24 protein-coding genes are annotated in these 21,011 nt (G+C 69.7%); 14 read left to right on the forward strand and 10 right to left on the reverse strand.

The genetic code is table 11. The features are described 5' to 3' along the window. Positions 1 to 269 precede the first annotated feature (269 nt). From gap to HS99_RS37960, 5 genes are all read left to right on the forward strand, one after another. Positions 270 to 1,277 carry a type I glyceraldehyde-3-phosphate dehydrogenase gene (gap, locus tag HS99_RS37940; RefSeq protein WP_030288285.1) on the forward strand — a complete coding sequence of 336 codons (1,008 nt, stop codon included), beginning with the start codon at positions 270 to 272 and terminating at the stop codon, positions 1,275 to 1,277. A gap of 151 nt (positions 1,278 to 1,428) precedes the next feature. Further along, entirely contained in the window at positions 1,429 to 2,631 is a 1,203-nt protein-coding gene (locus HS99_RS37945) for a phosphoglycerate kinase (protein ID WP_030288287.1), read from the forward strand. Between the two features lie 4 nt (positions 2,632 to 2,635). Continuing rightward, positions 2,636 to 3,421, forward strand: a complete 786-nt coding sequence (tpiA, locus tag HS99_RS37950; protein ID WP_030288289.1) for a triose-phosphate isomerase — start codon at positions 2,636 to 2,638, stop codon at positions 3,419 to 3,421. An 87-nt stretch (positions 3,422 to 3,508) separates the two neighbouring features. Beyond that, positions 3,509 to 3,745 (forward strand): preprotein translocase subunit SecG, encoded by a 237-nt coding sequence (gene secG / locus HS99_RS37955; protein WP_030288291.1) that lies wholly within the window; start codon positions 3,509 to 3,511, stop codon positions 3,743 to 3,745. A 204-nt stretch (positions 3,746 to 3,949) separates the two neighbouring features. Beyond that, positions 3,950 to 4,237 carry an RNA polymerase-binding protein RbpA gene (locus HS99_RS37960; RefSeq protein ID WP_030288292.1) on the forward strand — a complete coding sequence of 96 codons (288 nt, stop codon included), beginning with the start codon at positions 3,950 to 3,952 and terminating at the stop codon, positions 4,235 to 4,237. 95 nt (positions 4,238 to 4,332) lie between these two features. On the opposite strand, the gene pgl is transcribed toward HS99_RS37960, so the two are convergent. From pgl to tkt, 5 genes are all read right to left on the reverse strand, one after another. Further along, positions 4,333 to 5,121, reverse strand: a complete 789-nt coding sequence (pgl, locus tag HS99_RS37965; RefSeq protein WP_030288294.1) for a 6-phosphogluconolactonase — start codon at positions 5,119 to 5,121, stop codon at positions 4,333 to 4,335. Next, positions 5,118 to 6,212 carry a glucose-6-phosphate dehydrogenase assembly protein OpcA gene (gene opcA, locus HS99_RS37970; protein WP_030288296.1) on the reverse strand — a complete coding sequence of 365 codons (1,095 nt, stop codon included), beginning with the start codon at positions 6,210 to 6,212 and terminating at the stop codon, positions 5,118 to 5,120. The genes pgl and opcA overlap by 4 nt, the downstream gene beginning before the upstream one ends. Continuing rightward, the gene (zwf, locus tag HS99_RS37975; RefSeq protein WP_030288298.1) at positions 6,209 to 7,765 is read right to left on the reverse strand and encodes a glucose-6-phosphate dehydrogenase; all 1,557 of its coding nucleotides are present in this window, start codon (positions 7,763 to 7,765) and stop codon (positions 6,209 to 6,211) included. The genes opcA and zwf overlap by 4 nt, the downstream gene beginning before the upstream one ends. Positions 7,766 to 7,828: 63 nt before the next feature. Then, a complete protein-coding gene (gene tal / locus HS99_RS37980; protein WP_030288300.1) occupies positions 7,829 to 8,971 on the reverse strand; it encodes a transaldolase in 1,143 nt (380 codons plus the stop codon). Between the two features lie 85 nt (positions 8,972 to 9,056). Next, entirely contained in the window at positions 9,057 to 11,156 is a 2,100-nt protein-coding gene (gene tkt, locus HS99_RS37985; RefSeq protein ID WP_030288301.1) for a transketolase, read from the reverse strand. Between the two features lie 463 nt (positions 11,157 to 11,619). Between tkt and HS99_RS37990 the strand changes: the two genes are divergently transcribed. Next, positions 11,620 to 12,567 (forward strand): heme o synthase, encoded by a 948-nt coding sequence (locus HS99_RS37990; RefSeq protein ID WP_030288303.1) that lies wholly within the window; start codon positions 11,620 to 11,622, stop codon positions 12,565 to 12,567. A gap of 56 nt (positions 12,568 to 12,623) precedes the next feature. On the opposite strand, the gene HS99_RS37995 is transcribed toward HS99_RS37990, so the two are convergent. Then, positions 12,624 to 13,265, reverse strand: a complete 642-nt coding sequence (locus HS99_RS37995) for a DUF2461 domain-containing protein (RefSeq protein ID WP_030554931.1) — start codon at positions 13,263 to 13,265, stop codon at positions 12,624 to 12,626. 72 nt (positions 13,266 to 13,337) lie between these two features. Between HS99_RS37995 and HS99_RS38000 the strand changes: the two genes are divergently transcribed. Together HS99_RS38000 and HS99_RS45570 are read left to right on the forward strand one after the other, a co-directional pair. Then, positions 13,338 to 13,676 carry a hypothetical protein gene (locus tag HS99_RS38000; protein ID WP_030288307.1) on the forward strand — a complete coding sequence of 113 codons (339 nt, stop codon included), beginning with the start codon at positions 13,338 to 13,340 and terminating at the stop codon, positions 13,674 to 13,676. 114 nt (positions 13,677 to 13,790) lie between these two features. Continuing rightward, on the forward strand, positions 13,791 to 13,937 hold the full coding sequence (locus tag HS99_RS45570) for a hypothetical protein (RefSeq protein ID WP_157846599.1): 147 nt from the start codon (positions 13,791 to 13,793) through the stop codon (positions 13,935 to 13,937). A gap of 32 nt (positions 13,938 to 13,969) precedes the next feature. Here HS99_RS45570 and HS99_RS38005 read toward each other — a convergent pair whose 3' ends face one another. The 3 genes from HS99_RS38005 to HS99_RS38010 form a co-directional block, all read right to left on the reverse strand. Then, positions 13,970 to 15,160 carry a methyltransferase domain-containing protein gene (locus tag HS99_RS38005; protein ID WP_030554933.1) on the reverse strand — a complete coding sequence of 397 codons (1,191 nt, stop codon included), beginning with the start codon at positions 15,158 to 15,160 and terminating at the stop codon, positions 13,970 to 13,972. Beyond that, positions 15,157 to 15,291: a hypothetical protein gene (locus tag HS99_RS48055; protein ID WP_267883918.1), complete on the reverse strand. Its 135-nt coding sequence runs from the start codon at positions 15,289 to 15,291 to the stop codon at positions 15,157 to 15,159. The genes HS99_RS38005 and HS99_RS48055 overlap by 4 nt, the downstream gene beginning before the upstream one ends. 233 nt (positions 15,292 to 15,524) lie before the next feature. Continuing rightward, complete coding sequence (locus HS99_RS38010; RefSeq protein WP_107050791.1) at positions 15,525 to 16,037, reverse strand: ATP-binding protein; 513 nt, start codon at positions 16,035 to 16,037, stop codon at positions 15,525 to 15,527. A 110-nt stretch (positions 16,038 to 16,147) separates the two neighbouring features. On the opposite strand from HS99_RS38010, the gene HS99_RS38015 reads away from it, so the two are divergent. From HS99_RS38015 to HS99_RS38035, 5 genes are all read left to right on the forward strand, one after another. Then, positions 16,148 to 17,413, forward strand: coding sequence for a helix-turn-helix domain-containing protein (locus tag HS99_RS38015; RefSeq protein WP_232543129.1), 1,266 nt, complete (start codon positions 16,148 to 16,150; stop codon positions 17,411 to 17,413). Then, entirely contained in the window at positions 17,410 to 17,922 is a 513-nt protein-coding gene (locus HS99_RS38020; protein ID WP_030554939.1) for an NUDIX domain-containing protein, read from the forward strand. The genes HS99_RS38015 and HS99_RS38020 overlap by 4 nt, the downstream gene beginning before the upstream one ends. After that, the gene (locus HS99_RS38025) at positions 17,916 to 18,488 is read left to right on the forward strand and encodes a flavoprotein (protein WP_030554941.1); all 573 of its coding nucleotides are present in this window, start codon (positions 17,916 to 17,918) and stop codon (positions 18,486 to 18,488) included. Before HS99_RS38020 ends, HS99_RS38025 begins: the two co-directional genes overlap by 7 nt. A 71-nt stretch (positions 18,489 to 18,559) precedes the next feature. Further along, positions 18,560 to 19,150: an HD domain-containing protein gene (locus tag HS99_RS38030; RefSeq protein WP_030554943.1), complete on the forward strand. Its 591-nt coding sequence runs from the start codon at positions 18,560 to 18,562 to the stop codon at positions 19,148 to 19,150. Continuing rightward, positions 19,143 to 19,580 carry an NUDIX hydrolase gene (locus tag HS99_RS38035; protein ID WP_063738013.1) on the forward strand — a complete coding sequence of 146 codons (438 nt, stop codon included), beginning with the start codon at positions 19,143 to 19,145 and terminating at the stop codon, positions 19,578 to 19,580. Before HS99_RS38030 ends, HS99_RS38035 begins: the two co-directional genes overlap by 8 nt. A gap of 48 nt (positions 19,581 to 19,628) precedes the next feature. Here HS99_RS38035 and HS99_RS38040 read toward each other — a convergent pair whose 3' ends face one another. Beyond that, entirely contained in the window at positions 19,629 to 20,603 is a 975-nt protein-coding gene (locus HS99_RS38040; protein ID WP_305953137.1) for a COX15/CtaA family protein, read from the reverse strand. A gap of 212 nt (positions 20,604 to 20,815) precedes the next feature. Between HS99_RS38040 and HS99_RS48060 the strand changes: the two genes are divergently transcribed. Further along, positions 20,816 to 20,950 (forward strand): hypothetical protein, encoded by a 135-nt coding sequence (locus HS99_RS48060; protein ID WP_267885565.1) that lies wholly within the window; start codon positions 20,816 to 20,818, stop codon positions 20,948 to 20,950. The last annotated feature ends 61 nt before the right edge of the window (positions 20,951 to 21,011 follow it).

A 21,011-nucleotide genomic window follows, 5' to 3' on the forward strand; every position in this document is an offset into this window, starting at 1 on the left:
GTGTCCGAAATCCGGGGCACCGGCCGTCGCTGTGTCCGGGCCCGTGCGGGAGTGGACGGCGAACCGAAATTGGTCAAGACCACTTGGCCAGGACCAACGGCCCGGGGAGGCGCGGACGGAGGGCCCGGGACCGCGCCACGCCACGTCTTGCCAGGTGGCGCGATGTGCCCTCGCAGGCCCGGGAGAGGTAGGGTCGTAGGCGGTCGGGGACTTCCCAAATCTCATCCCCGTCGGCTCACCGCCGGCGTACCTAACGAGGAGATCGGTTCGTGACGATCCGGGTAGGCATCAACGGCTTCGGCCGCATCGGCCGCAACTTCTTCCGCGCCGTCAAGGCCCAGGGCGCGGACATCGAGATCGTCGGTGTCAACGACCTCACCGACACGAAGACCCTGGCTCACCTGCTGAAGTACGACACCACCCTGGGCACCTTCCCGGGCGAGGTCTCGCACACCGAGGACAGCATCACCGTCGACGGCCACACCTTCAAGGTGACGGCCGAGCGTGACCCGGCCAACCTGCCGTGGGCCGCCCTGGGCGCCGACATCGTCGTCGAGTCCACCGGCATCTTCACCAAGGCCGAGGCCGCGAAGAAGCACCTCGCCGCCGGCGCGAAGAAGGTCATCATCTCGGCGCCCGCCACCGACGAGGACGTCACCATCGTCCTGGGTGTCAACGACGACAAGTACGACGCCGCCAACCACCACGTCATCTCCAACGCCTCCTGCACCACCAACTGCGTGGCGCCGATGGCCAAGGTCCTGAACGAGAGCTTCGGCATCGTCAAGGGTCTGATGACCACTGTCCACGCGTTCACCAACGACCAGGTCACCCTGGACTTCCCGCACAAGGACCTGCGCCGTGCTCGTGCGGCGAGCCAGAACATCATCCCGACCTCGACGGGTGCCGCCAAGGCGACCGCCCTGGTCCTGCCGGAGCTGAAGGGCAAGCTGGACGGCACCTCGCTGCGCGTCCCGGTCCCGACCGGCTCGATCACCGACCTGGTCGTCACCCTGGAGCGCGAGGTCACCAAGGACGAGGTCAACGCGGCCTTCCAGAAGGCCGCGCAGGAGGGCCCGCTCAAGGGCATCCTGGCCTACACCGAGGACCCGATCGTCTCCTCGGACATCGTCAACGACCCGGCCTCCTGCATCTTCGACTCGCAGCTCACCATGGTCCAGGGCAACCAGGTCAAGGTGCTCGGCTGGTACGACAACGAGTGGGGCTACTCGAACCGCGTCGTCGACCTGGTCACCCTCGTCGGTGGCCGGCTCTGACGCGGTGGGAGCTGACGTGATGTAGGGGCGAGGGCTCGGACGGCGAAATGTGCCGACCGGGCCCTCGCTCTGCGTACAAGGACTTCTCAGGCGGCCCCTGCGCCGTGCCGCCTCTGCGCATCAACCATCTCCCCAGGAGACCGAAGAACCCGTGAAGACCATCGAAGACCTGGACGTCGCCGGCAAGCGCGTCTTCGTACGCGCCGACCTGAACGTCCCGCTGTCGGACGGCCGGATCACCGACGACGGTCGGATCCGTGCCGTCGCCCCGACCATCGCCAAGCTCGTCGAGCGCGGCGCCAAGGTCGTCGTCGCCTCCCACCTCGGCCGTCCCAAGGGCGCGCCGGACCCGCAGTTCTCGCTCGCCCCGGTGGCCGAGCGCCTCGGTGAGATCCTCGGCAGGCCGGTCGCCTTCGCCACCGACACCGTGGGCGAGTCGGCCCGGTCCGCCGTGGCCGCACTGGCCGACGGCGAGGTCGTGCTGCTGGAGAACCTGCGCTTCAACGCCGGTGAGACCAGCAAGGACGACGCCGAGCGCAAGGCCTTCGCCGAGCAGCTGGCCGCCCTGGCCGACCTGTACGTCGGCGACGGCTTCGGCGCCGTGCACCGCAAGCACGCCTCGGTGTACGACCTGCCGGCCCTGCTGCCGCACGCCGCCGGCGACCTGATCGCCACCGAGGTCGGTGTGCTGAAGAAGCTCACCGAGGACGTCAAGCGCCCGTACGTCGTCGTGCTCGGCGGCGCCAAGGTGTCGGACAAGCTCGGTGTGATCGACAACCTGCTGAAGAAGGCCGACCGGATCCTGATCGGCGGCGGCATGGCGTACACCTTCCTCAAGGCCAAGGGCCACGAGGTCGGCATCTCGCTGCTGCAGGAGGACCAGATCCCGACCGTCCTGGGCTACCTGGCCGAGGCCGAGGAGCGGGGCGTCGAGTTCGTCCTGCCCGTGGACGTCCTGGTCTCCGCCGAGTTCCCGGACCTCAAGGGCAAGACCCCGGCGAACCCCGACACCGTCGCGTCGGACGAGATCCCGGCCGACAAGGAGGGCCTGGACATCGGCCCGAAGACCCGCGAGCTCTACGCGGCGAAGCTGGCCGACGCCGGCACGGTGTTCTGGAACGGCCCGATGGGCGTCTTCGAGCACCCGGACTACGCGAACGGCACCAAGGCCGTCGCGCAGGCCCTGATCGACAGCAACGCGTTCACCGTGGTCGGTGGCGGCGACTCCGCCGCGGCCGTCCGCATCCTGGGCTTCGACGAGACGAAGTTCGGGCACATCTCGACCGGCGGTGGCGCGAGCCTCGAGTACCTGGAGGGCAAGACCCTCCCCGGTCTCGCCGCCCTGGAAGGCTGAAGGCATGACTGAGCGTCTCCCGCTGATGGCGGGCAACTGGAAGATGAACCTCAACCACCTCGAGGCCATCCAGCACACCCAGAAGCTGGCCTTCGCGCTGGCCGACAAGGACTACGAGGCCGTCGAGGTCGCCGTCCTGGTGCCGTTCACCGACCTGCGGTCGGTGCAGACCCTGGTCTTCGGCGACAAGCTGAAGATCAAGTACGGCTCGCAGGACATCTCGCAGCACGACGGCGGCGCCTACACCGGCGAGGTCTCCGGCCCGATGCTGGCCAAGCTGCAGTGCACCTACGCGGTGATCGGCCACTCGGAGCGCCGCCAGTACCACGGCGAGAACGAGGAGATCGTCAACGCCAAGGTCAAGGCCGCCTACCGGGCCGGGGTCACCCCGATCCTGTGCGTCGGCGAGCCGCTGGAGATCCGCAAGGCGGGCACCCACGTCGAGTACACCCTGGCCCAGCTGGACGGCGCCCTGGAGGGCGTCACGGCCGACCAGGCCGAGTCGATCGTGGTCGCCTACGAGCCGGTCTGGGCGATCGGCACCGGCGAGGTGGCCACCCCGGAGGACGCGCAGGAGGTCTGCGCCGCCATCCGCCGGCGGATCGCCGAGCTGTACGACGCCGAGCTGGCCGACAAGGTCCGCGTGCTGTACGGCGGTTCGGTCAAGTCGTCGAGCGCGGCCGGTCTGATGGCCAAGCCCGACATCGACGGCGGTCTGATCGGCGGTGCCTCGCTGGACGCCGACGAGTTCGTCAAGATCGTGCGCTACCGTGAGCAGGCAGTAGGCTAACGCCGCCGCAGCAACGTAGGCTTTGGGGCCGGACCGCCGTACGCGGCCCGGCCCCTTCGCCGAAGATACGAGAGAGTTGGTCCCGCCGTGGTTCTCGGGTTCTCGATTGCCCTGATCGTCTTCAGCCTGCTGATGATCCTCCTGGTGCTGCTGCACAAGGGGAAGGGCGGCGGCCTGTCGGACATGTTCGGCGGCGGCGCGATGTCGACCGGCGGCGGTTCGGCGGTGGCCGAGCGCAACCTGGACCGCATCACCATCGTGGTCGGCATCGGGTGGTTCGCCTGCATCCTGGTGCTGGGCCTGGTCCTGAAGTACAAGAGCTGACGCAACCCTGACGCCCCGTCGCCCGAGCGCCTATCCTTGGACGGTCGGGGCGGAGGCGATGGTGGCGGAGGCTTAAGTCCTGCTTACACTAGGACGACTTTCGCCACCGACGCGCACCGCGGCGGGTCGGCGCACCAGCACGCAGGGAGTCAGACCGTGGCAAGTGGCAACGCCATCCGTGGCAGCAGGGTCGGGGCCGGCCCGATGGGGGAGGCGGAGCGCGGCGAGTCCGCTCCGCGCAGCCGGATCTCCTTCTGGTGCGCCAACAAGCACGAGACCCGGCCCAGCTTCGCCGCCGAGGCCGTCATCCCGGACACCTGGGACTGCCCGCGCTGCGGCTTCCCGGCCGGGCAGGACGAGCACAACCCGCCGGCGCCCTCGCGCAACGAGCCGTACAAGACCCACCTCGCCTACGTCCGTGAGCGGCGCACCGACGCCGACGGCGAGGCGATCCTCGCCGAGGCGCTCGCCAAGCTGCGCGGCGAGATCTGACCTGCGGGCGAGGGCCGCGCGAGCGAGCCGAGCACCCCACACACGCACGAAGGGCGCCACCGTCATCGGACGGCGGCGCCCTTCGGCGTTCGTCGCTAGGCCGAGGCCGGCGGGTACAGCTGGGCGGGGATCCGCTCGGCGGCGGCGCGGTCCAGCAGCCACAGGGTGCGGCTGCGGCCGTACGCGCCGGAGGCGGGCGCCTGCAGTTCACCGGGGCCGGACAAGGCCAGCGCGACCGCGCCCGCCTTGTCCTCACCGGCGGCCAGCAGCCAGACCTCGCGGGCGGCCCGGATCGCCGGGAGGGTGAGCGAGATCCGGGTCGGCGGGGGCTTGGGGGCCCCGCGCACGCCGACCACGGTCAGCTCGGTCTCCCGTACGCCCGGGTGCTCCGGGAAGAGCGAGGCGACGTGGGTGTCCGGGCCGACGCCGAGCAGCAGCACGTCGAAGGCCGGGACGCGGAGCCGGTCGCCCGGTCCGGCGGCCCTCGCCAGCTCCTGCGCGTAGCGGGCGGCCGCGGCCTCCACGTCGGAGCCGTCCACGCCGTCGGAGGCGGGCATCTCGTGCACCCGTGCCGGGTCGAGCGGGACGGCGTCCAGCAGTTCGGCGCGGGCCTGGACGGCGTTGCGGTCACCGTCGGCGGCGGGCACGAAGCGCTCGTCGCCCCACCAGAGGTCCAGCCGGCCCCAGTCGACCGCGTCGCGCGCCGGGGACGCGGCGATCGCGGCCAGCAGGGCGTTGCCGTTGCGGCCGCCGGTGAGCACCACCGAGGCGGTGCCGCGGGCGGCCTGGGCGTCCACGATCCGGGTGATCAGCCGGGCCGCGGCCGCCTGGGCCATCAGCTCCTTGTCCCGGTGGACCACCAGCTGCGGAGTGGCCCTGGTCACGCGCCGTCCCGGGTGGCGGCGCGCTTGCCGGCGGCCTTCTTCGCGGCGGGCTTCTTCCCCGCCTCTACGGCCCCGACCGGCCCGGTCGGCCCGCCGTCCGTCTCGGCCACCGAGGCCTCGACCGCCTGGGCGATCTGCTCGGCGGCCGCCGGGACGGTGTCGTCGTGCTCGCGCAGCCGCTCGACGGGCGTGCGCACGGCCGTCGAGTAGATGTCGTCCGGGTCCAGCCGGCGCAGTTCCTCGGCGATCAGCTCCGAGGTCTCGCGCCGCTTGAGCGCCACCTGGCGGTCCGGGGAGCCGGGCATGGAGAGCATGCCCATCAGGCCGTCCGGGCGGTCCAGGGTGATGTCCCCGTCCTTGGTACGCAGGCGCACCGCGGTGATGCCGGGGCCGCCGGTGACGATCCGCTCGACCGGCACGTGCAGCCGGTTGAGCAGCCACAGGCCGAGCAGCTCGACGCTGGGGTTGTAGGACTCGCCCTCGACCACCGCGGCGGTGATGTGGGACGGCCGCTGGTCCAGTGCGGCGGCCAGCATCGAGCGCCAGCCGGTGAGCCGGGTCCAGGCCAGGTCGGTGTCGCCCGGGCTGTAGCTCTGGGCCCGCTGGGCGAGCTGGCCGACCGGGGACTCGGCGGTGACCGCGTCGGTGATCCGGCGCTGGGCGAGCGCGCCCAGCGGGTCCTGCGCCGGGTGCAGCGGCGCGTTCTCCGGCCACCAGACCACGGTCGGGGCGTCCGGCAGCAGCAGCGGCAGGACGACCGACTGGGCGTGCGCGGCGAGTTCGCCGTGCATCCGCAGGACAACCGTTTCTCCGGAGCCGGCGTCCGAGCCGACCAGGATCTCGGCGTCCAGGCGGGTCTCGGCGCGGGCCCGGGGCGAGCGGCCGGCGCGCTTGATCACCGCGAGGGTGCGCATCGGGTGCTCGCGGGAGGCGTCGTTGGCGGCCTTGAGGGCGTCGTAGGCGCTGCCCTCGTCGGTCACGATCACCAGGGTGAGCACCATGCCGGCGGCGGTGGAGCCGCTGGCCCGGCGCGCCGCCATCAGCGCGGCATTGATCTTGCTGGACGTCGTGTTGGTGAGGTCGATCTTCATGGCCGGCGCCAGCTCCTGCCGTCTCGTGCGAGCATCTCGTCAGCCTCGGCGGGCCCCCAGGTGCCCGCCGCGTACTGGGCGGGCTTGCCGTGGGTGTCCCAGTACCGCTCGATCGGGTCGAGGATCTGCCAGGAGAGCTCGACCTCCTGGTGCCGCGGGAACAGGTTGGCGTCGCCGAGCAGCACGTCGAGGATGAGCCGCTCGTACGCCTCCGGGCTGGACTCGGTGAAGGACTCGCCGTAGGCGAAGTCCATCGTGACGTCCCGGACCTCGAAGGAGGTGCCCGGCACCTTGGAGCCGAACCGCACCGTCACGCCCTCGTCCGGCTGGACCCGGATGACCAGGGCGTTCTGCCCCAGCTCCTCGGTCGCGTAGGAGTCGAAGGGCAGGTACGGGGCGCGCTGGAAGACCACCGCGATCTCGGTGACCCGGCGGCCCAGGCGCTTGCCGGTGCGCAGGTAGAACGGGACGCCCGCCCAGCGGCGGTTGTTGATCTCCAGCTTGATGGCCGCGTAGGTGTCGGTCTTGGACTCGGGGTCGATGCCGTCCTCGTCCAGGTAGCCGACGACCTCCTCGCCGCCCTGCCAGCCGGCCGCGTACTGGCCGCGCACGGTGTGCCGGCCGAGGTCGGCCGGGAGCTTGACGGCGCTGAGCACCTTGAGCTTCTCGGCCACCAGCGCCTTCGGGTGGAAGGACGCCGGCTCCTCGATGGCGGTGAGCGCCATCAGCTGGAGCAGGTGGTTCTGGATGACGTCACGGGCGGAGCCGATGCCGTCGTAGTAGCCGGCCCGGCCGCCGATGCCGATGTCCTCGGCCATGGTGATCTGCACGTGGTCGACGTAGGACCGGTTCCAGATCGGCTCGAACATCTGGTTGGCGAAGCGCAGCGCCAGGATGTTCTGGACCGTCTCCTTGCCCAGGTAGTGGTCGATCCGGAAGACCTCGTCCCGGGGGAAGACCTCGTGGACGACCTTGTTGAGCTCCTGGGCGCTCTCCAGGTCGTGGCCGAAGGGCTTCTCGATGACGGCGCGGCGCCAGGAGCCCTGCGGCGGGTCGGCCAGGCCGTGCTTCTTGAGCTGCTGGACGACGGTCGGGAAGAACTTCGGCGGGACGGACAGGTAGAAGGCGAAGTTGCCGCCGGTGCCCTGGGCCTTGTCCAGCTCCTCGATGGTCGCGCGGAGCTTGTCGAAGGCGTCGTCGTCGTCGAAGGTGCCGTGGACGAAGCGCATGCCCTTGGCGAGCTGCTGCCAGACCTCCTCCCGGAACGGGGTCCGGGCGTGCTCCTTGACCGCGTCGTGGACCTCCTGGGCGAAGTCCTCGTTGTCCCACTCGCGGCGGGCGAAGCCGACCAGGGAGAAGCCCGGCGGCAGCAGGCCGCGGTTGGCCAGGTCGTAGATGGCCGGCATCAGCTTCTTGCGCGACAGGTCGCCGGTGACCCCGAAGATGACCAGGCCGGACGGCCCCGCGATGCGCGGGAGCCGCCGGTCGGAAGGGTCACGAAGCGGGTTGACGGGGGAGGGCGGGAGGTCGTCCGCGTCCGACTCCGACGTCAACTCGGGGAAATCAGTGCTCACTTGGTGTGCTCCGCTTTCGTGCGCTGAGTGTGTGAGCGGGGGTCACTTCTCGGTGGCGAAGGAGGCCAGCGAGGCGGTGACGGTGTCGAGCAGCTCCTGCCAGGACTGCTCGAACTTCTGCACGCCCTCGTCCTCCAGGACCTGGACCACGTCGTCGTAGTCCACGCCGGCGGCCGCGACGGCGTCCAGAAGGGCCTTGGCGTCGGCGTAGTTGGGGACGATGGTGTTGCCGCTGACCACGCCGTGGTCGGCGGTGGCGTCCAGGGTGGCCTCGGGCATGGTGTTGACGGTGCCCGGGGCGACCAGCTCGGTGACGTACAGGGTGTCCGGCAGGGCCGGGTCCTTGACGCCGGTCGAGGCCCACAGCGGGCGCTGCGGCTTGGCGCCGGCGGCCTCCAGGGCCTTCCAGCGGGCGTTGCCGGCGGTCTTGCCGTCGACCGAGCCGAAGACCTCCTCGTACGCCTGGTAGGCGAGGCGGGCGTTGGCCAGGGCGGCCTTGGAGCGCAGGTTCTTGGCGTCGCCGCCGACCTTGTCCAGGCGCTTGTCGATCTCGGTGTCCACGCGGGACACGAAGAAGGAGGCGACCGACTCGATCTGGGAGAGGTCCAGGCCCTTGGCCTTGGCGGTCTCCAGGCCGGTCAGGTAGGCGTCGATGACGGCCTTGTAGCGCTCCAGGGAGAAGATCAGCGTGACGTTGACGCTGATGCCCAGGCCGATGACCTCGCTGATGGCGGGCAGGCCGGCCTTGGTGGCGGGGATCTTGATGAACACGTTCGGGCGGTCGACCAGCCACCACAGCTGCTTGGCCTCGGCCACGGTCGGGGCGGTCTCGTGCGCCAGGCGCGGGTCGACCTCGATGGAGACCCGGCCGTCGCGGCCGTTGGAGGCGTCGTAGACCGGGCGCAGCACGTCGGCGGCGTCGCGCACGTCCGAGGTGGTGATCATGCGGACCGCCTCCTCGGTGGTGACCTTGCGGACGGCGAGGTCGCGCAGCTGGCCGTCGTAGGAGGTGTCGCCGCTGCCGGCGATGGCCTTCTGGAAGATGGTCGGGTTGGTGGTGACACCCACCACGTGCCTGTTCTGCACCAGCTCGGCCAGGTTGCCGGAGTTCAGCCGCTTGCGGCTGAGGTCGTCCAGCCAGATCGCAACGCCTTCGTCGCTGAGGCGCTTCAGTGCGTCAGTCATGGTGCTTCAGTCCTTCTTCTGCTTCGTGGGGTAGTCAGAGGGGCCGCGTACCCGCGTGCGGGCGAGGTACGCGGCCGGAGCGGAACTAGCGGTTGACGGCTTCGAGGGCGCGCAGGGCGTTGTGCGCCTCGGCGATCACGCGCTCGGCGGTCAGACCGAACTCCTCGAACAGCACCTTGTAGTCGGCGGAGGCACCGAAGTGCTCCAGCGACACGATCCGTCCGTGGTCGCCGACCAGCTCGCGCCAGCCCTGGGCGATGCCGGCCTCGACCGAGACACGGGCCTTGACCGACGGCGGCAGCACGCTGTCGCGGTAGGCCTGGTCCTGCTCCTGGAACCACTCGAAGGACGGGACAGAGACCACCCGGGTCGCGATGCCCTCGGCCTCCAGGGCCTCGCGGGCCTGGACGGCCAGCTGGACCTCGGAGCCGGTGCCCAGCAGGATCACCTGCGGGTCGCCGTTGGAGGCCTCGGCCAGCACGTAGGCGCCCTTGGCGGTGCCCTCGGCGGAGGCGAAGACCTCGCGGTCGAAGGTCGGGACGTTCTGACGGGTGAGCGCCAGGCCGACCGGGCCGGGGTGGGTGGTCTGGCGCTCGATGACGGTGCGCCAGGCGACGGCCGTCTCGTTGGCGTCGGCCGGGCGGACCATGGACAGGCCCGGGATGGCGCGCAGCGAGGCCATGTGCTCGACCGGCTGGTGGGTCGGGCCGTCCTCGCCGAGGCCGATCGAGTCGTGCGTCCAGACGTAGGTGACCGGCAGCTTCATCAGAGCGGCCAGGCGGACGGCCGGGCGCATGTAGTCGGCGAAGACCAGGAAGGTGCCGCCGTACACGCGGGTGTTGCCGTGCAGGGCGATGCCGTTCATGGTCGAGCCCATGGCGTGCTCGCGGATGCCGAAGTGGATCGTCCGGCCGAACGGGCTGGCGGACTTCAGCGGGTTGCCCTCGGGGAGGAAGGAGCTGTCCTCGTCGATGGTGGTGAGGTTGGACTCCGCGAGGTCGGCCGAGCCGCCCCACAGCTCCGGGATCACGGCGCCGAGCGCCTTGAGGGTCTCGCCGGAGGCCTTGCGGGTGGCGACGTCCTTGCCGGCCGGGAAGGTCGGGACGGCCTTCTTCCAGCCCTCGGGCAGTTCGCCGGCCTGGATGCGGTCGAACTCGGCGGCCCGCTGCGGGTTGGCGGCGCGCCAGGCCTCGAAGCCCTGCTGCCACTGGTCGCGGGCGGCCTTGCCGCGCTTGATGACCCGGCGGGCGTGCTCGATGACCTGGTCGCTGACCTCGAAGGTCTTCTCCGGGTCGAAGCCCAGGACCTTCTTGGTGGCGGCGATCTCGGCGGCGCCGAGTGCGGAGCCGTGCGCCTTCGCGGTGTTCTGGGCGTCCGGGGCCGGCCAGGCGATGATCGTGCGCATCGCGATGATCGACGGGCGGGACGTCTCGGCCTTGGCGGCGGCCAGCGCACCGGCGAGGGCCTCGACGTCGACATCGCCGTTGGCCTTCGGGGTGACGCGCTGGACGTGCCAGCCGTACGCCTCGTAACGCTTGAGGACGTCCTCGGAGAAGGCGGTCTCGGTGTCGCCCTCGATCGAGATGTGGTTGTCGTCGTAGAGCGCGACCAGGTTGCCCAGCTTCTGGTGGCCGGCCAGCGAGGAGGCCTCGGCGGAGATGCCCTCCTCCAGGTCGCCGTCGGAGACGATCGCCCAGATGGTGTGGTCGAAGGGGGACTCCCCGGCGGGCGCCTCCGGGTCGAACAGGCCGCGCTCGTAGCGGGCGGCCATCGCCATGCCGACCGCGTTGGCGATGCCCTGGCCGAGCGGGCCGGTGGTGGTCTCCACGCCCGCGGTGTGGCCGTGCTCGGGGTGGCCCGGGGTGCGGCTGCCGGCCACCCGGAAGGCCTTGAGGTCGTCCAGCTCCAGACCGTAACCCGAGAAGTACAGCTGGGTGTAGAGCGTCAGGCTGGTGTGTCCGGGGGAGAGGACGAAGCGGTCACGGCCGACCCAGGCCGGGTCGGTCGGGTCGTGGCGCAGGAAGCGCTGGAAGATCAGGTAGGCCGCGGGGGCCAGGGACATGGCCGTCCCGGGGTGCCCGTTACCGACCTTCTGGACAGCGTCCATAGCGAGGACGCGCGCCGTGTCAACCGTGCGCTCGTCCAGGTCGCTCCACTCGAATGCGTTCGTCGGCGCAGTGCTCACCCTGTCTCAGGGCTCCTTCCGTTGTGAAGAGTGACCCCGTGAATGGGGACCGGGTCGGCCACGGCGCTGTGGTCCCGACTGTGGATGGTGCCGGTCACGGAGGGTAGATCCCGCTTCTGCGTGCGAGCCTACCGTCCGGGCCGGGCATCACCCTCCGTGCCGGGACAACCGGGATTTCCGCATGGTGATTCCCACTAGGGCGGTACGACTTCTTTTGTCCCAGGCTCTCCCGGTTTGCCTGGGCGCGCCGCCCGGGTGGTCGGGACGGGTTGCGCAGGCTCGCGGGAGGCGCTTCGTGGGTTCACCCAGGCGGTTGACCCGGGGGTGTGCCATCCGCCTCGCCGGGGGACCCCGGAGCCGGATGGGATATATGGAGCGTCTAAGGTGGCGTGGTACGCGCAGAGCGGACGATTCGGGACCCTTCGTTCCTGTGGACGCCTGCGAAGATTCATCTTCAGTTGGGGTGTTAGTGACCGCCGTCGAAACACGTCCCGCCGGGGTCACCGGGGCGACTCCTGCCCACCGGCCCATCGGGGCCCGTGTCGGCGCGTTCGTCGCACTGACCAAGCCGCGGATCATCGAACTGCTGCTGATGAGCACGGTGCCGGTGATGTTCCTGGCCCAGCAGGGCGTGCCGAACATGCTGCTGGTGCTGAAGGTCGTGGTCGGCGGTTACCTCTCGGCGGGCGGCGCCAACGCCCTCAACATGTACATCGACCGCGACATCGACGCGCTGATGTCCCGCACCGAGCGGCGGCCGATCGTCACCGGGATGGTGTCGCCGCGCGAGGCGCTGGTGTTCGGCATCACGCTGGGCGTCCTCTCCACCCTGCTGCTCGGCTTCGGCGTCAACTGGCTCTCCGCCGGACTGGCGCTCGGCGCGCTGCTGTTCTACGTCTTCGTCTACACGCTGGGCCTCAAGCGGCGCACCTCGCAGAACATCGTGTGGGGCGGCATCGCCGGCTGCATGCCGGTGCTGATCGGCTGGTCCTCGGTGACCAACTCGGTGTCCTGGGCGGCGGTGGCGCTCTTCCTGGTGGTGTTCTTCTGGACCCCGCCGCACACCTGGGTGCTGTCCATGAAGGTGCGCGACGACTACGAGCGGGCCGGCGTGCCGATGCTCCCGGTCATCAAGGGCAACGTGGCGGTCGGCAAGCAGGTCGTCGCGTACTCCTGGGTGATGGTGGCGGTCTCGCTGGCCGTCTGGCCGCTGGGGCACATGAGTTGGCTGTACCCCGTCGCCGCGGTGCTGCTCGGCGGGTTCTGGCTGCGGGAGGCGCACGCGCTGTACGGGCGGGCCAAGGCCGGGATCGTGGGCGCCAAGCTGAAGGAGATGCGGCTGTTCCACTGGTCGATCACCTACCTGTCGCTGCTGTTCGTGGTGTGCGCGATCGACCCGTTCGTGAAGTAGCCCTCCGTTCTGTGACGGAAGAGCCCCGGTCCTGGTGGACCGGGGCTCTTCGCGTTTCAGCGGGACGGGAGTTCTGACGGGCCGACGTGGCCGTCCAGCCAGTCCCGCAGCGGCTGGGAGGCGCGCAGGAAGTCGACGATCCGGGTGTGGGCGGCCCGGGTGCCCAGCCACTTCGCGGGCTCCCACTCCTGCCAGGCCACCAGGCCCTTGTGCCGCAGCAGCTCGATCCGGGGGTGGTCCTTGGCGTAGCCGCGCGGGGCCGACTTGAGGGAGTCGCGGCCGTGGACCCGCGGGCCGGCCTGTTCCACCCGGGTGATCACCCGCTCCAGCTCGGCGCCGCTGACGTCCTCGGCGACGGCGGCGCGGTAGCGCTCCAGCTGGTCGGGAGCGAGCTGGTACATGCCGTTGCCGCAGGCCAGGCCGTCGGCGGAGAGCTGGATGTAGCCGCCGGACTCCAGGTGCGCGCCGATGTGCGTCTTGTACGGGGACTTGTCGGCGCTGAACCGGACGTCCCGGTTGGGGCGGAAGATCTTTCCCGGCCCGAACTCCGGCTCCAGCTCGGCGAGCAGCGCCTCCATCGGGGCCCGTACGGCGTCGTCGTACTGCTCCTTGTGAGCCTGCCAGAAGGACTTCGAGTTGTCGGCTTCGAGGTGCTCGTAGAAGTCCAGCGCCTCGGTCGGCCAGCCTTTGAACGTCATGTTTCGAGTATGTGTCCCGGTGCACAGGGTGCTCCCGTCGCCAGGTCGCGTACCGGTGGGTAGCATGCGGGCATGAGCAGCGCAGAGACCGCCACCGCCGCCGCGCCGGACGCCCGTACCGAGCGCCGCGCCAAGCGCATCGCCAAGCACCTGACCAGCTTCGCCCAGCAGCACGGCGGCAGCGCCGACGCGGTCGTCGAGTACGTCGGCGCCGTGGCCACCCGCATCGTCGTGGTCGGCGCGGACGGCGCCTGGGGCGACCAGGTGGCCCCCACCTACGCCGTCGGCCGCCGGGCCGCGGAGCTGGCGGGTCTGACCCTGCACGAGAACTTCGAGGGCGAGCTGGGGCTGAAGGTGAAGACCAGCGCGTACGAGTGGAAGCGCATGGCCGGCATCCAGCTCGGCGGCTGACCGCTCCTGGTTCGAACGCCGACGGCCCGGCTCCTCCTAGGCGGGGGAGCCGGGCCGTTCTCGCTGGTCAGGGGCGCCGGACGGCCCGGCGAGGGGTAGCGCTACGGTACGCGCATGCACTTCATCGTTGTCGGTATCCGCACGCTCGTGAACGCGATAGTCGACGGCGACCCGCTGTGGCCCGCGGTCACGTTCTTCCTGCTGTCCTTCCCCCTCGCGATCGGTGTCGCGCTGATCCGCGCCCGTCGCCGGCCGCAGTAGGCCCCTCCGGCGACGGCTCGGTTGCCGGGCCCTTACGGGAGCGGGTGACGAACGGGCTGGGCGGGGCGGTCGAGCCAGGCCCACTGTCTGTTCGCGGTGACGGTGAGGCCGAAGCGGTCGGGGGTCGGGTGGTTGTTGTGCTGCCACCAGTGGTGGGCAGCCGTGACCTCGTCCCAGAGGCGGCGGGGGCCGTGCTGCCAGACGGTGAAGCGCTTGTTCTGGCGGCCGTCGTGGTCGACGGCCGCCCAGGAACGGGCATCGGTGGTGGCGACCCAGAGCCGGGCGGCGACGCCGTCGACGCCCGGGTCGTCCTCCCAGGCGGTCCACACGTCGCCCAGCCGTAGGCCGAGGGCGAAGCGGGCCTCCCAGTGTTTGCCGGTGACTTCCCATGGCGGGAGCACCGTTTCGGACTCGTCCGGGGCGTGATCGTCCTGGACGACGTCGCGGAAGATCCGCAGGTCCTGCCGGTGGTTGCGCATCAGCATGAACGCGGAGTGGGGGCTGAAGCGGCCCTGGGCGCGGTCGCGCTCGACAGTGAGCTTGAGCAGGCCCCAGCAGAGCATCGGGTTGTCCCAGGGGGTGAGGACGATGCCGCCGGGCCGGGTCTGTTCGATCCAGGCCCAAGGGATGTGGCGGACCGAGCAGGTGGAGATGATCCGGTCGTAAGGGTGGCGGTGGGGCCAGCCCAGGGATCCGTCTCCGCAGATCAGGTCCACGTCCAGGCCGGCCGCGTTCAGGGCGGCCCAGGCCTGCTCGGAGACCTCGGAGTCGATCTCGATCGAGGTGACGTGGCCGGAGCCGAGGCGGTGGGCGAGGAGGGCCGCGTTCCAGCCGGTGCCGGTGCCGATCTCCAGGACGTTCATCCCGGGCCGGACGTCGAGGTCGCGGAGCATGCGGACGACGATCGAGGGGGCGGAGGCGGAGGAGGAGGGCCAGGCATCGGCCGGGGCGGCCGATGCCTGGCCGTCGTTGATCTGGGTGACGATCGGCGTGTCCTGGTACGCCGCCTCGAACCAGCGGTCGTGGTCGGTGGAGAGGTCGCACGGCTCGTAGCCGCCCTCGTCGTTCTCCAGCCAGATCCGCTCGGGCAGGAAGCGGTGGCGGGGAGTTGCTGTGATCGCTGCTTGCCACTCGCGGGGGACCGGGCCGTCGAGCGCTTCGCCGACGGCCCGGAGTAGGCCGCGCACGGCGGCCTGCTCCGGTCGATGCACGGGGTCCGTCACTTGTTGCCCTCGTCCTTCTTGTGCTTCGGCTCGGGCGCCGGCCGGGATCCGTCGGGGGACGGCTTGCTCGTGCCGGGGTCCTTCTTACCGCCGTGCTTGCCGCCGCTGGACTTGTCGGTTCCCCAACCCATGGTTCCTCCTTGTGTGTTGATGAGTGATGGTCATCCCGGCCGCGCCGCCCGATCGACGGCGCGGCCGGGAGTTCAGCGGGATCGGTTGATCAGTACGAGGGCCGCGATGACGACATGCAGCCCGGCCGCAGCGGATACGCCGTAGGCGGCCCAGATCCGGGTGGGATCGGGGATGGACGGTGACGGCGGCGGTGCGTCGTCGGGGGCGTAAGTGTCCTGCGGAGGTCGCCGGTTCACCGGGGGACCGGCACGGGAGTCGCGAGGTCGGCGTGGACGACCTTGCCGAACGGGAGGGGTGTGACACCCCAGCGGCCGTGAGTGAGCCGGTGGACCATTGCGAGACCCCGGCCCGACGTGGCGTCGGGCCGGGCCTGGACCATCACAGGCATAGACCGGGAACCGTCACCGACGAGGATGCGGACGGTGTAGTCGGTCGGACGGCGGACGCCGACGAGCATGCGCGTCTGGCAGCCGGTCTTGATGGAGTTGGTGACCAACTCGCTGACGATCAAGGCGGCGTCGTCCACCAGGTCGTCGAGCCCCCACTCCCGCAGCTGCGCGCCGACGAACCGGCGCGCAGCTGCCACCGACTCGGACCGGTACGGCAGGCGGACGGTCGTCGTTGTGGCGAGTCGACCAGCAGCGGGCACTGACGCTTCCCCGGTGTCGATCACGCGGGTTGGCACTGCGGTGGGTTGAGGCATCGGACTGGCTCCCGTGGATGGATCAGAGCGGCTGATCCTCATTCAAGGTCTAACTGGACATCCCGGGAGACTCCGAGTAGGTGACTCCAAAACGGAGTCAGGAAAGGTGCCGGGAACCTACGATCGACACACACTGTGATGGGAGTGAAGCCGTGGGTGTTCAGCCGAGCCTGCATGAGGTGGCCGCAGGTCTGCTCCAGGACCAGCGTCTACTGAAAGCATGTGAGGCCCGCGACATGGGCGCCGTGTTCCGGCTCCTCAACGCGCGTGGTGTCAGTACCCGACGCATTGCCGCAGCGGTGGAGATCAGCCAAGGACGGCTGTACGACTACATGAATGGCAAAACCAGGGTCGAGAAGTTGGCGTTGTTCGAGCAGATCGCCGACGCGTTCCACATCCCCGGAGAGTTGCTTGGTCTTGCCCGCAGACCCTGGGAACCAGATCTGGCTTCCGAGATCCCAACTCCTGCACTGACTTCCCCGGAGGCTGAGGGCGGCGGCGACCTGGCCACTGTAGAGGCCTTCCGTCGTGCGGATCGGCAGGCGGGGGGTGGACGGCTCTACTCGGCTGTGGTTCACCATCTCTCGGACCAGGTGGCGCCGCGCCTGGTTGATATCGCGAGCAGCTCGCGAGTCTTCGCTGCCGCTGCCGCGCTCACCGAGATGGCCGGTTGGATGGCCCACGACTCCGGCCGTGACGACCTTGCGGCTCGGCACTTCGCTCGTGCGCTTTTTTTCGCGCGTGCCTCCGGTGACCTGCCGCTGACGGCGCACGTGGCCGCCAGCACCAGCCATCTGAGCCTTCAGACTGGCGATCCGGCGAAGGCCGTGCACTGGGCCACCGTCGGTATTGAATTGGCCGGCCGGGGTCCGCATTTGCCAAGCCTCCTGGCTCGGCTGAACACCATGCTGGCCCGAGCGTTGGCAGCCTCCCAGCACTACGGCCCGGCATCGCAGGCGCTCGATCATGCTCACGCGGCTCTTGCGCTCGGAGCCGATGACGAGCATCCGTGGCTGAGCCCGTTCGACCACGCCACCCTTGCCAGCGAGTCAGCGTTGGCGTTCACCGATCTCGGTCGCGCTGAGGAGGCCCTTCGGTATGGGAAGCAGGCTGTGGTCCTTCGGGAGGAGGGGCGCACGCGTTCCCTCACCTTCAGTCGCATCACCCTCGTCCGTATCCATGCCGATTGCGGTGACTTGGACGCCGCAATCAGTGTCGGGACCGAACTCCTCGACACCAGCCCGACGCTCGGGTCTGTCCGGGTCGTTCATCAGATGGATGAACTCCGTGAACTCCTCGGGAGACACCGCGACTACGGCCCAGTCTGTGAATACCTGGCACGATTCGACGAGGCGCGCAGTGCCCGGCAGCTCCTGCTCGCTGACATCATCCCGTTGCCTCGGGGAGGTTTAACGTGAGGCCTGCACCTACCGACACCGAAGCCTGGAACGCCTATCTGGCTGAGGGCAATGCACGGCAAGCCCGCAAGCGCGTCTCGGCGGACGTGATCCTGCACGACCTGGCCGGACGCATCCTGACCGTCAACCCGACCTACAAGGAAGGTTGGGACCTTCCTGGCGGGATGGCAGAGGCGAACGAGCCACCGGATGAGGCCGCAGTGCGGGAACTGCGCGAGGAATTGGGCCTGGAGATCACCATCCGCCGTCTGCTGGTCGTGGACTGGGTTGCGCCGCACGGCCCGTGGGACGACCAAATCGCCTTCATCTTCGATGCGGGCACCCTCCCACCCGCTCGGGTCGAGACGGTTCGCCCACACGACGACGAACTCTCCGAGGCCGTCTTCCTGCCGGCATCGGAGGTCGCCGACCGACTGCGGACCCGCCAGCGGAACCGGTTGAATGCCGCTGTCAGGGCGATCTCAGATGGCAGTATGCGGTACCTGCGAGACGGGGTGGAGGCATGGTGACGCCAGAAGCAGCGAGTTCGCGGCGAGAGCCGTTTCTCTACGTGATCGTCTGTGCGTCGGGAGTGGCTGATGGCGTAGGCGAGCTGATCATCGCCGCCCACGCTGAGGGGTGGAAGGTCGGGGTGATCGCCACTCCCAACGCACTTGGCTTCCTGGACCAGGAAGCCATCGAGGCCCAGACCGGCTATCCGATCCGCTCGGCCTGGCGCACGCCTGGCGGTTCCCGGCCGATGCCTGAGGCCGATGCCATCGCGGTCGTCTCAGCCACCTTCAACACCATCAATAAGTGGGCCCTCGGGATCGCCGACACACTCGCGTTGGGCATCCTCTGCGAGGCGTACGGGCTCGGCATCCCCGTCGTCGTCCAGCCCTACGTCAACTCTGCCCTGGCAGCCCATCCGGCCTATTCGGAGAGCCTGGTCCGACTGCGCTCGATGGGCGTCCTGGTGGGCGACTCCGTGCCCCACCAGCCCAGGTCCGGCGGAGCACGTGATGAGTACAGCTGGACCTATGTCCTCGATCTGCTTCGTCCTACCCTCAGTAGCCTTTCAGAGCCGGCGGCGTGAGAAGCAAGGTGAAGGTTGTGCGTGATGGGGGAGGCACGGTGATGGAGCTGCCACAGGAGAAGGGGATGAGCATGGCAGGGAACGGGCAGGCGAGGGGCACTGCGGGGTACCTGTTCGAGGCGGGGATGCTCAAGCGGGCGAAGCGGTCGGGCTGGTGGATCGCCGGGGTGAAGGACCCCGAGACGATCGCTGAACACTCCTTCCGCACCGGTGTCGTGGGTGCAGTCCTCGCGATGATGGAGGGTGCCGACCCGGCGAAGGTCGCCCTGCTGTGTCTCTTCCACGACACGCAGGAGACCCGCATCGGCGACATTCCGCACATCGGCCGGCGATACCTGACCGCGACCTCCAACGAGCGGGTGACCGCCGACCAGGTCAGCGCCGCTCACCCCGCTGTCGTCACCGGGATCAACGCAGTCGTCGCGGAGTACGAGAACGGCGAGAGCTTGGAGGTGGTTGTTGCGCACGACGCCGACAAGCTCGAATGCCTCCTCCAGGCGGTCGAGTACCGGGAGCAGGGTTACCAGAACGTCCAGCCCTGGATCGACAGCAGCCTCGGCAACCTCAAGACCGACTCTGCCCGAGAACTCGCCGAGGCGGCTCTCACGATGACCTCGCTGGAGTGGCAGAAGGTCTATCTCGGGTCTTCCGTGCATGAGTGAGGGGGCGACTGCGCTGCGTCACTCGGTGTCCGTCGCGGGAGTCGTAGTGCGTGAGGACGGTCGGGTGTTGGCGATCCGGCGGGCCGATAACGGGGCTTGGGAGCCGCCGGGTGGCGTGCTGGAGCTGGATGAGGCCATCGAGGACGGCGTGCGCCGTGAGGTCTGTGAAGAGACCGGGATCAAGGTCGGCGTGGAGCGGCTGACCGGGGTCTACAAGAACGTGGCCCGCGGGATCGTAGCCCTCGTTTTCCGCTGTCGACCGGAGAGTGGGGCGGAACGGCTCTCGGACGAGTCGGTCGAAGTCGACTGGCTCACGCCGGACGAGGTCTCCGACCGCATGGCCGAGGTCTATGCCGTACGCGTCCTGGACGCGCTTCGAGACGACACGGCGCCGAGCATCCGAGCCCACGACGGGCGAGAGCTCCTGTGACACGTCGAAGCCCCCCGTCCTCCTTGGGACGGAGGCCTTCGACGATGCTCAGACGGTGGCGGTCTCGGGGGTCCGTGGGGCCGACGCGTCGATGGGGGTCTCCTCAACCTCGCGTACGCGCAGGGCGAGGGGGATGCGGAGGGCGGCGATCCACGTCAGGGTCGCGCCGAGCATGTGGAGGCCGACCATGAGCTCGGGGGCATCCGTGAAGTACTGGATGAAGCCGAGGACGCCCTGCAACAGCAGCACCGCGAGGAGTTCCTTGGTGCGGGACTTGGCTGCCTGCGGGGCCTTGATCGCCGCGAAGACGAAGATCATCGCGATGGTCAGGCCGACGGAGATGAACGCGAAGTCGGCATGGAACTGCGCGAGGCGGTCGTAGTCGATCGGGATGCGGGGGACGATCTTGTTGTCCGTCGGAGTCCCTGGGTGGTGGCCGGCGCCCGTCACCAGGGTGCCTGCCGCGACCAGCAGGCCGACGACCGCGACCAACACGTACGAGAGCTGGTGGATGGGGCGGGCCACCGAAAGCCGGGGCGCGCCGTCTCCTTCCTTGCTGCGTTCCCACATCAGCAGCGCGACCCAGACCAGGGCCATCGCGGCGATCATGTGTCCCGCGACGGTGTACGGGTTCAGGCCCGTCAGCACCGTGATGCCGCCGAGCACGGCGTTGCTCATCACCAGCCAGAACTGCGCCCAGCCGAGCCTGGTCATGCTGTGCCGCCACGGCCGGTGGCAGCGAGCAGCCAGGATGGCCCAGCCGACGGCCGCGCTCAGCACGTAGGTGAGCATCCGGTTGGTGAACTCGACGACGCCGTGGAAGCCCATCTCGGGGGTGGGCGTGAGGCTGTCGCCGGTGCAGCGGGGCCAGGTCGTACAGCCGAGGCCGGAGGCGGTGAGCCGGACGGCGCCGCCGGTGACGACGATCACCACGCTCATCACCAGCGCGGCGAACGCGGCGCGCCGGACCATCGCGGCGGAGGGCTGCCAGCGCTCGGCGAGCAGGGAGAAGGGGGTACGCACGGCACCAATCGTAGGCGGCCTTACAGGCGATCTTGGGCCGGGGCGCGGGCGGGGCGGGGCCGGAGTGACCGGTGACACAAACCGGACTGTTCGGACATGGCGGTGAGTGGTCTTGACCAATTGCCCGACAGGCCGAAAGAGTGCGGAATGGTCCATACCTTTTCGGCTCGTTCCTCCGCCGCCCCCCGCATCCGTTCCAGCAGAGCCTGCACATGCGCATACCCGCCTCAGCCGTCGCGCTCGCGGTCGGCGGCTCGCTGCCGCTGGCGATCGGCGGTGCCGTGGTGCTGGCGGCCGGTGGCAGGATCGGGGCGGTGGCCCGGCGCAAGGTGGCTGGCAGGGTCTGAACCAGGAGGGCCGGAACCGGCTCGGCCCGGAGACCTGAACCGGCCTGAACCAGCCTGAACC

This window comes from Kitasatospora aureofaciens (assembly GCF_001188955.3).
GTDB classification, from domain to species: Bacteria; Actinomycetota; Actinomycetes; order Streptomycetales; family Streptomycetaceae; genus Kitasatospora; species Kitasatospora aureofaciens.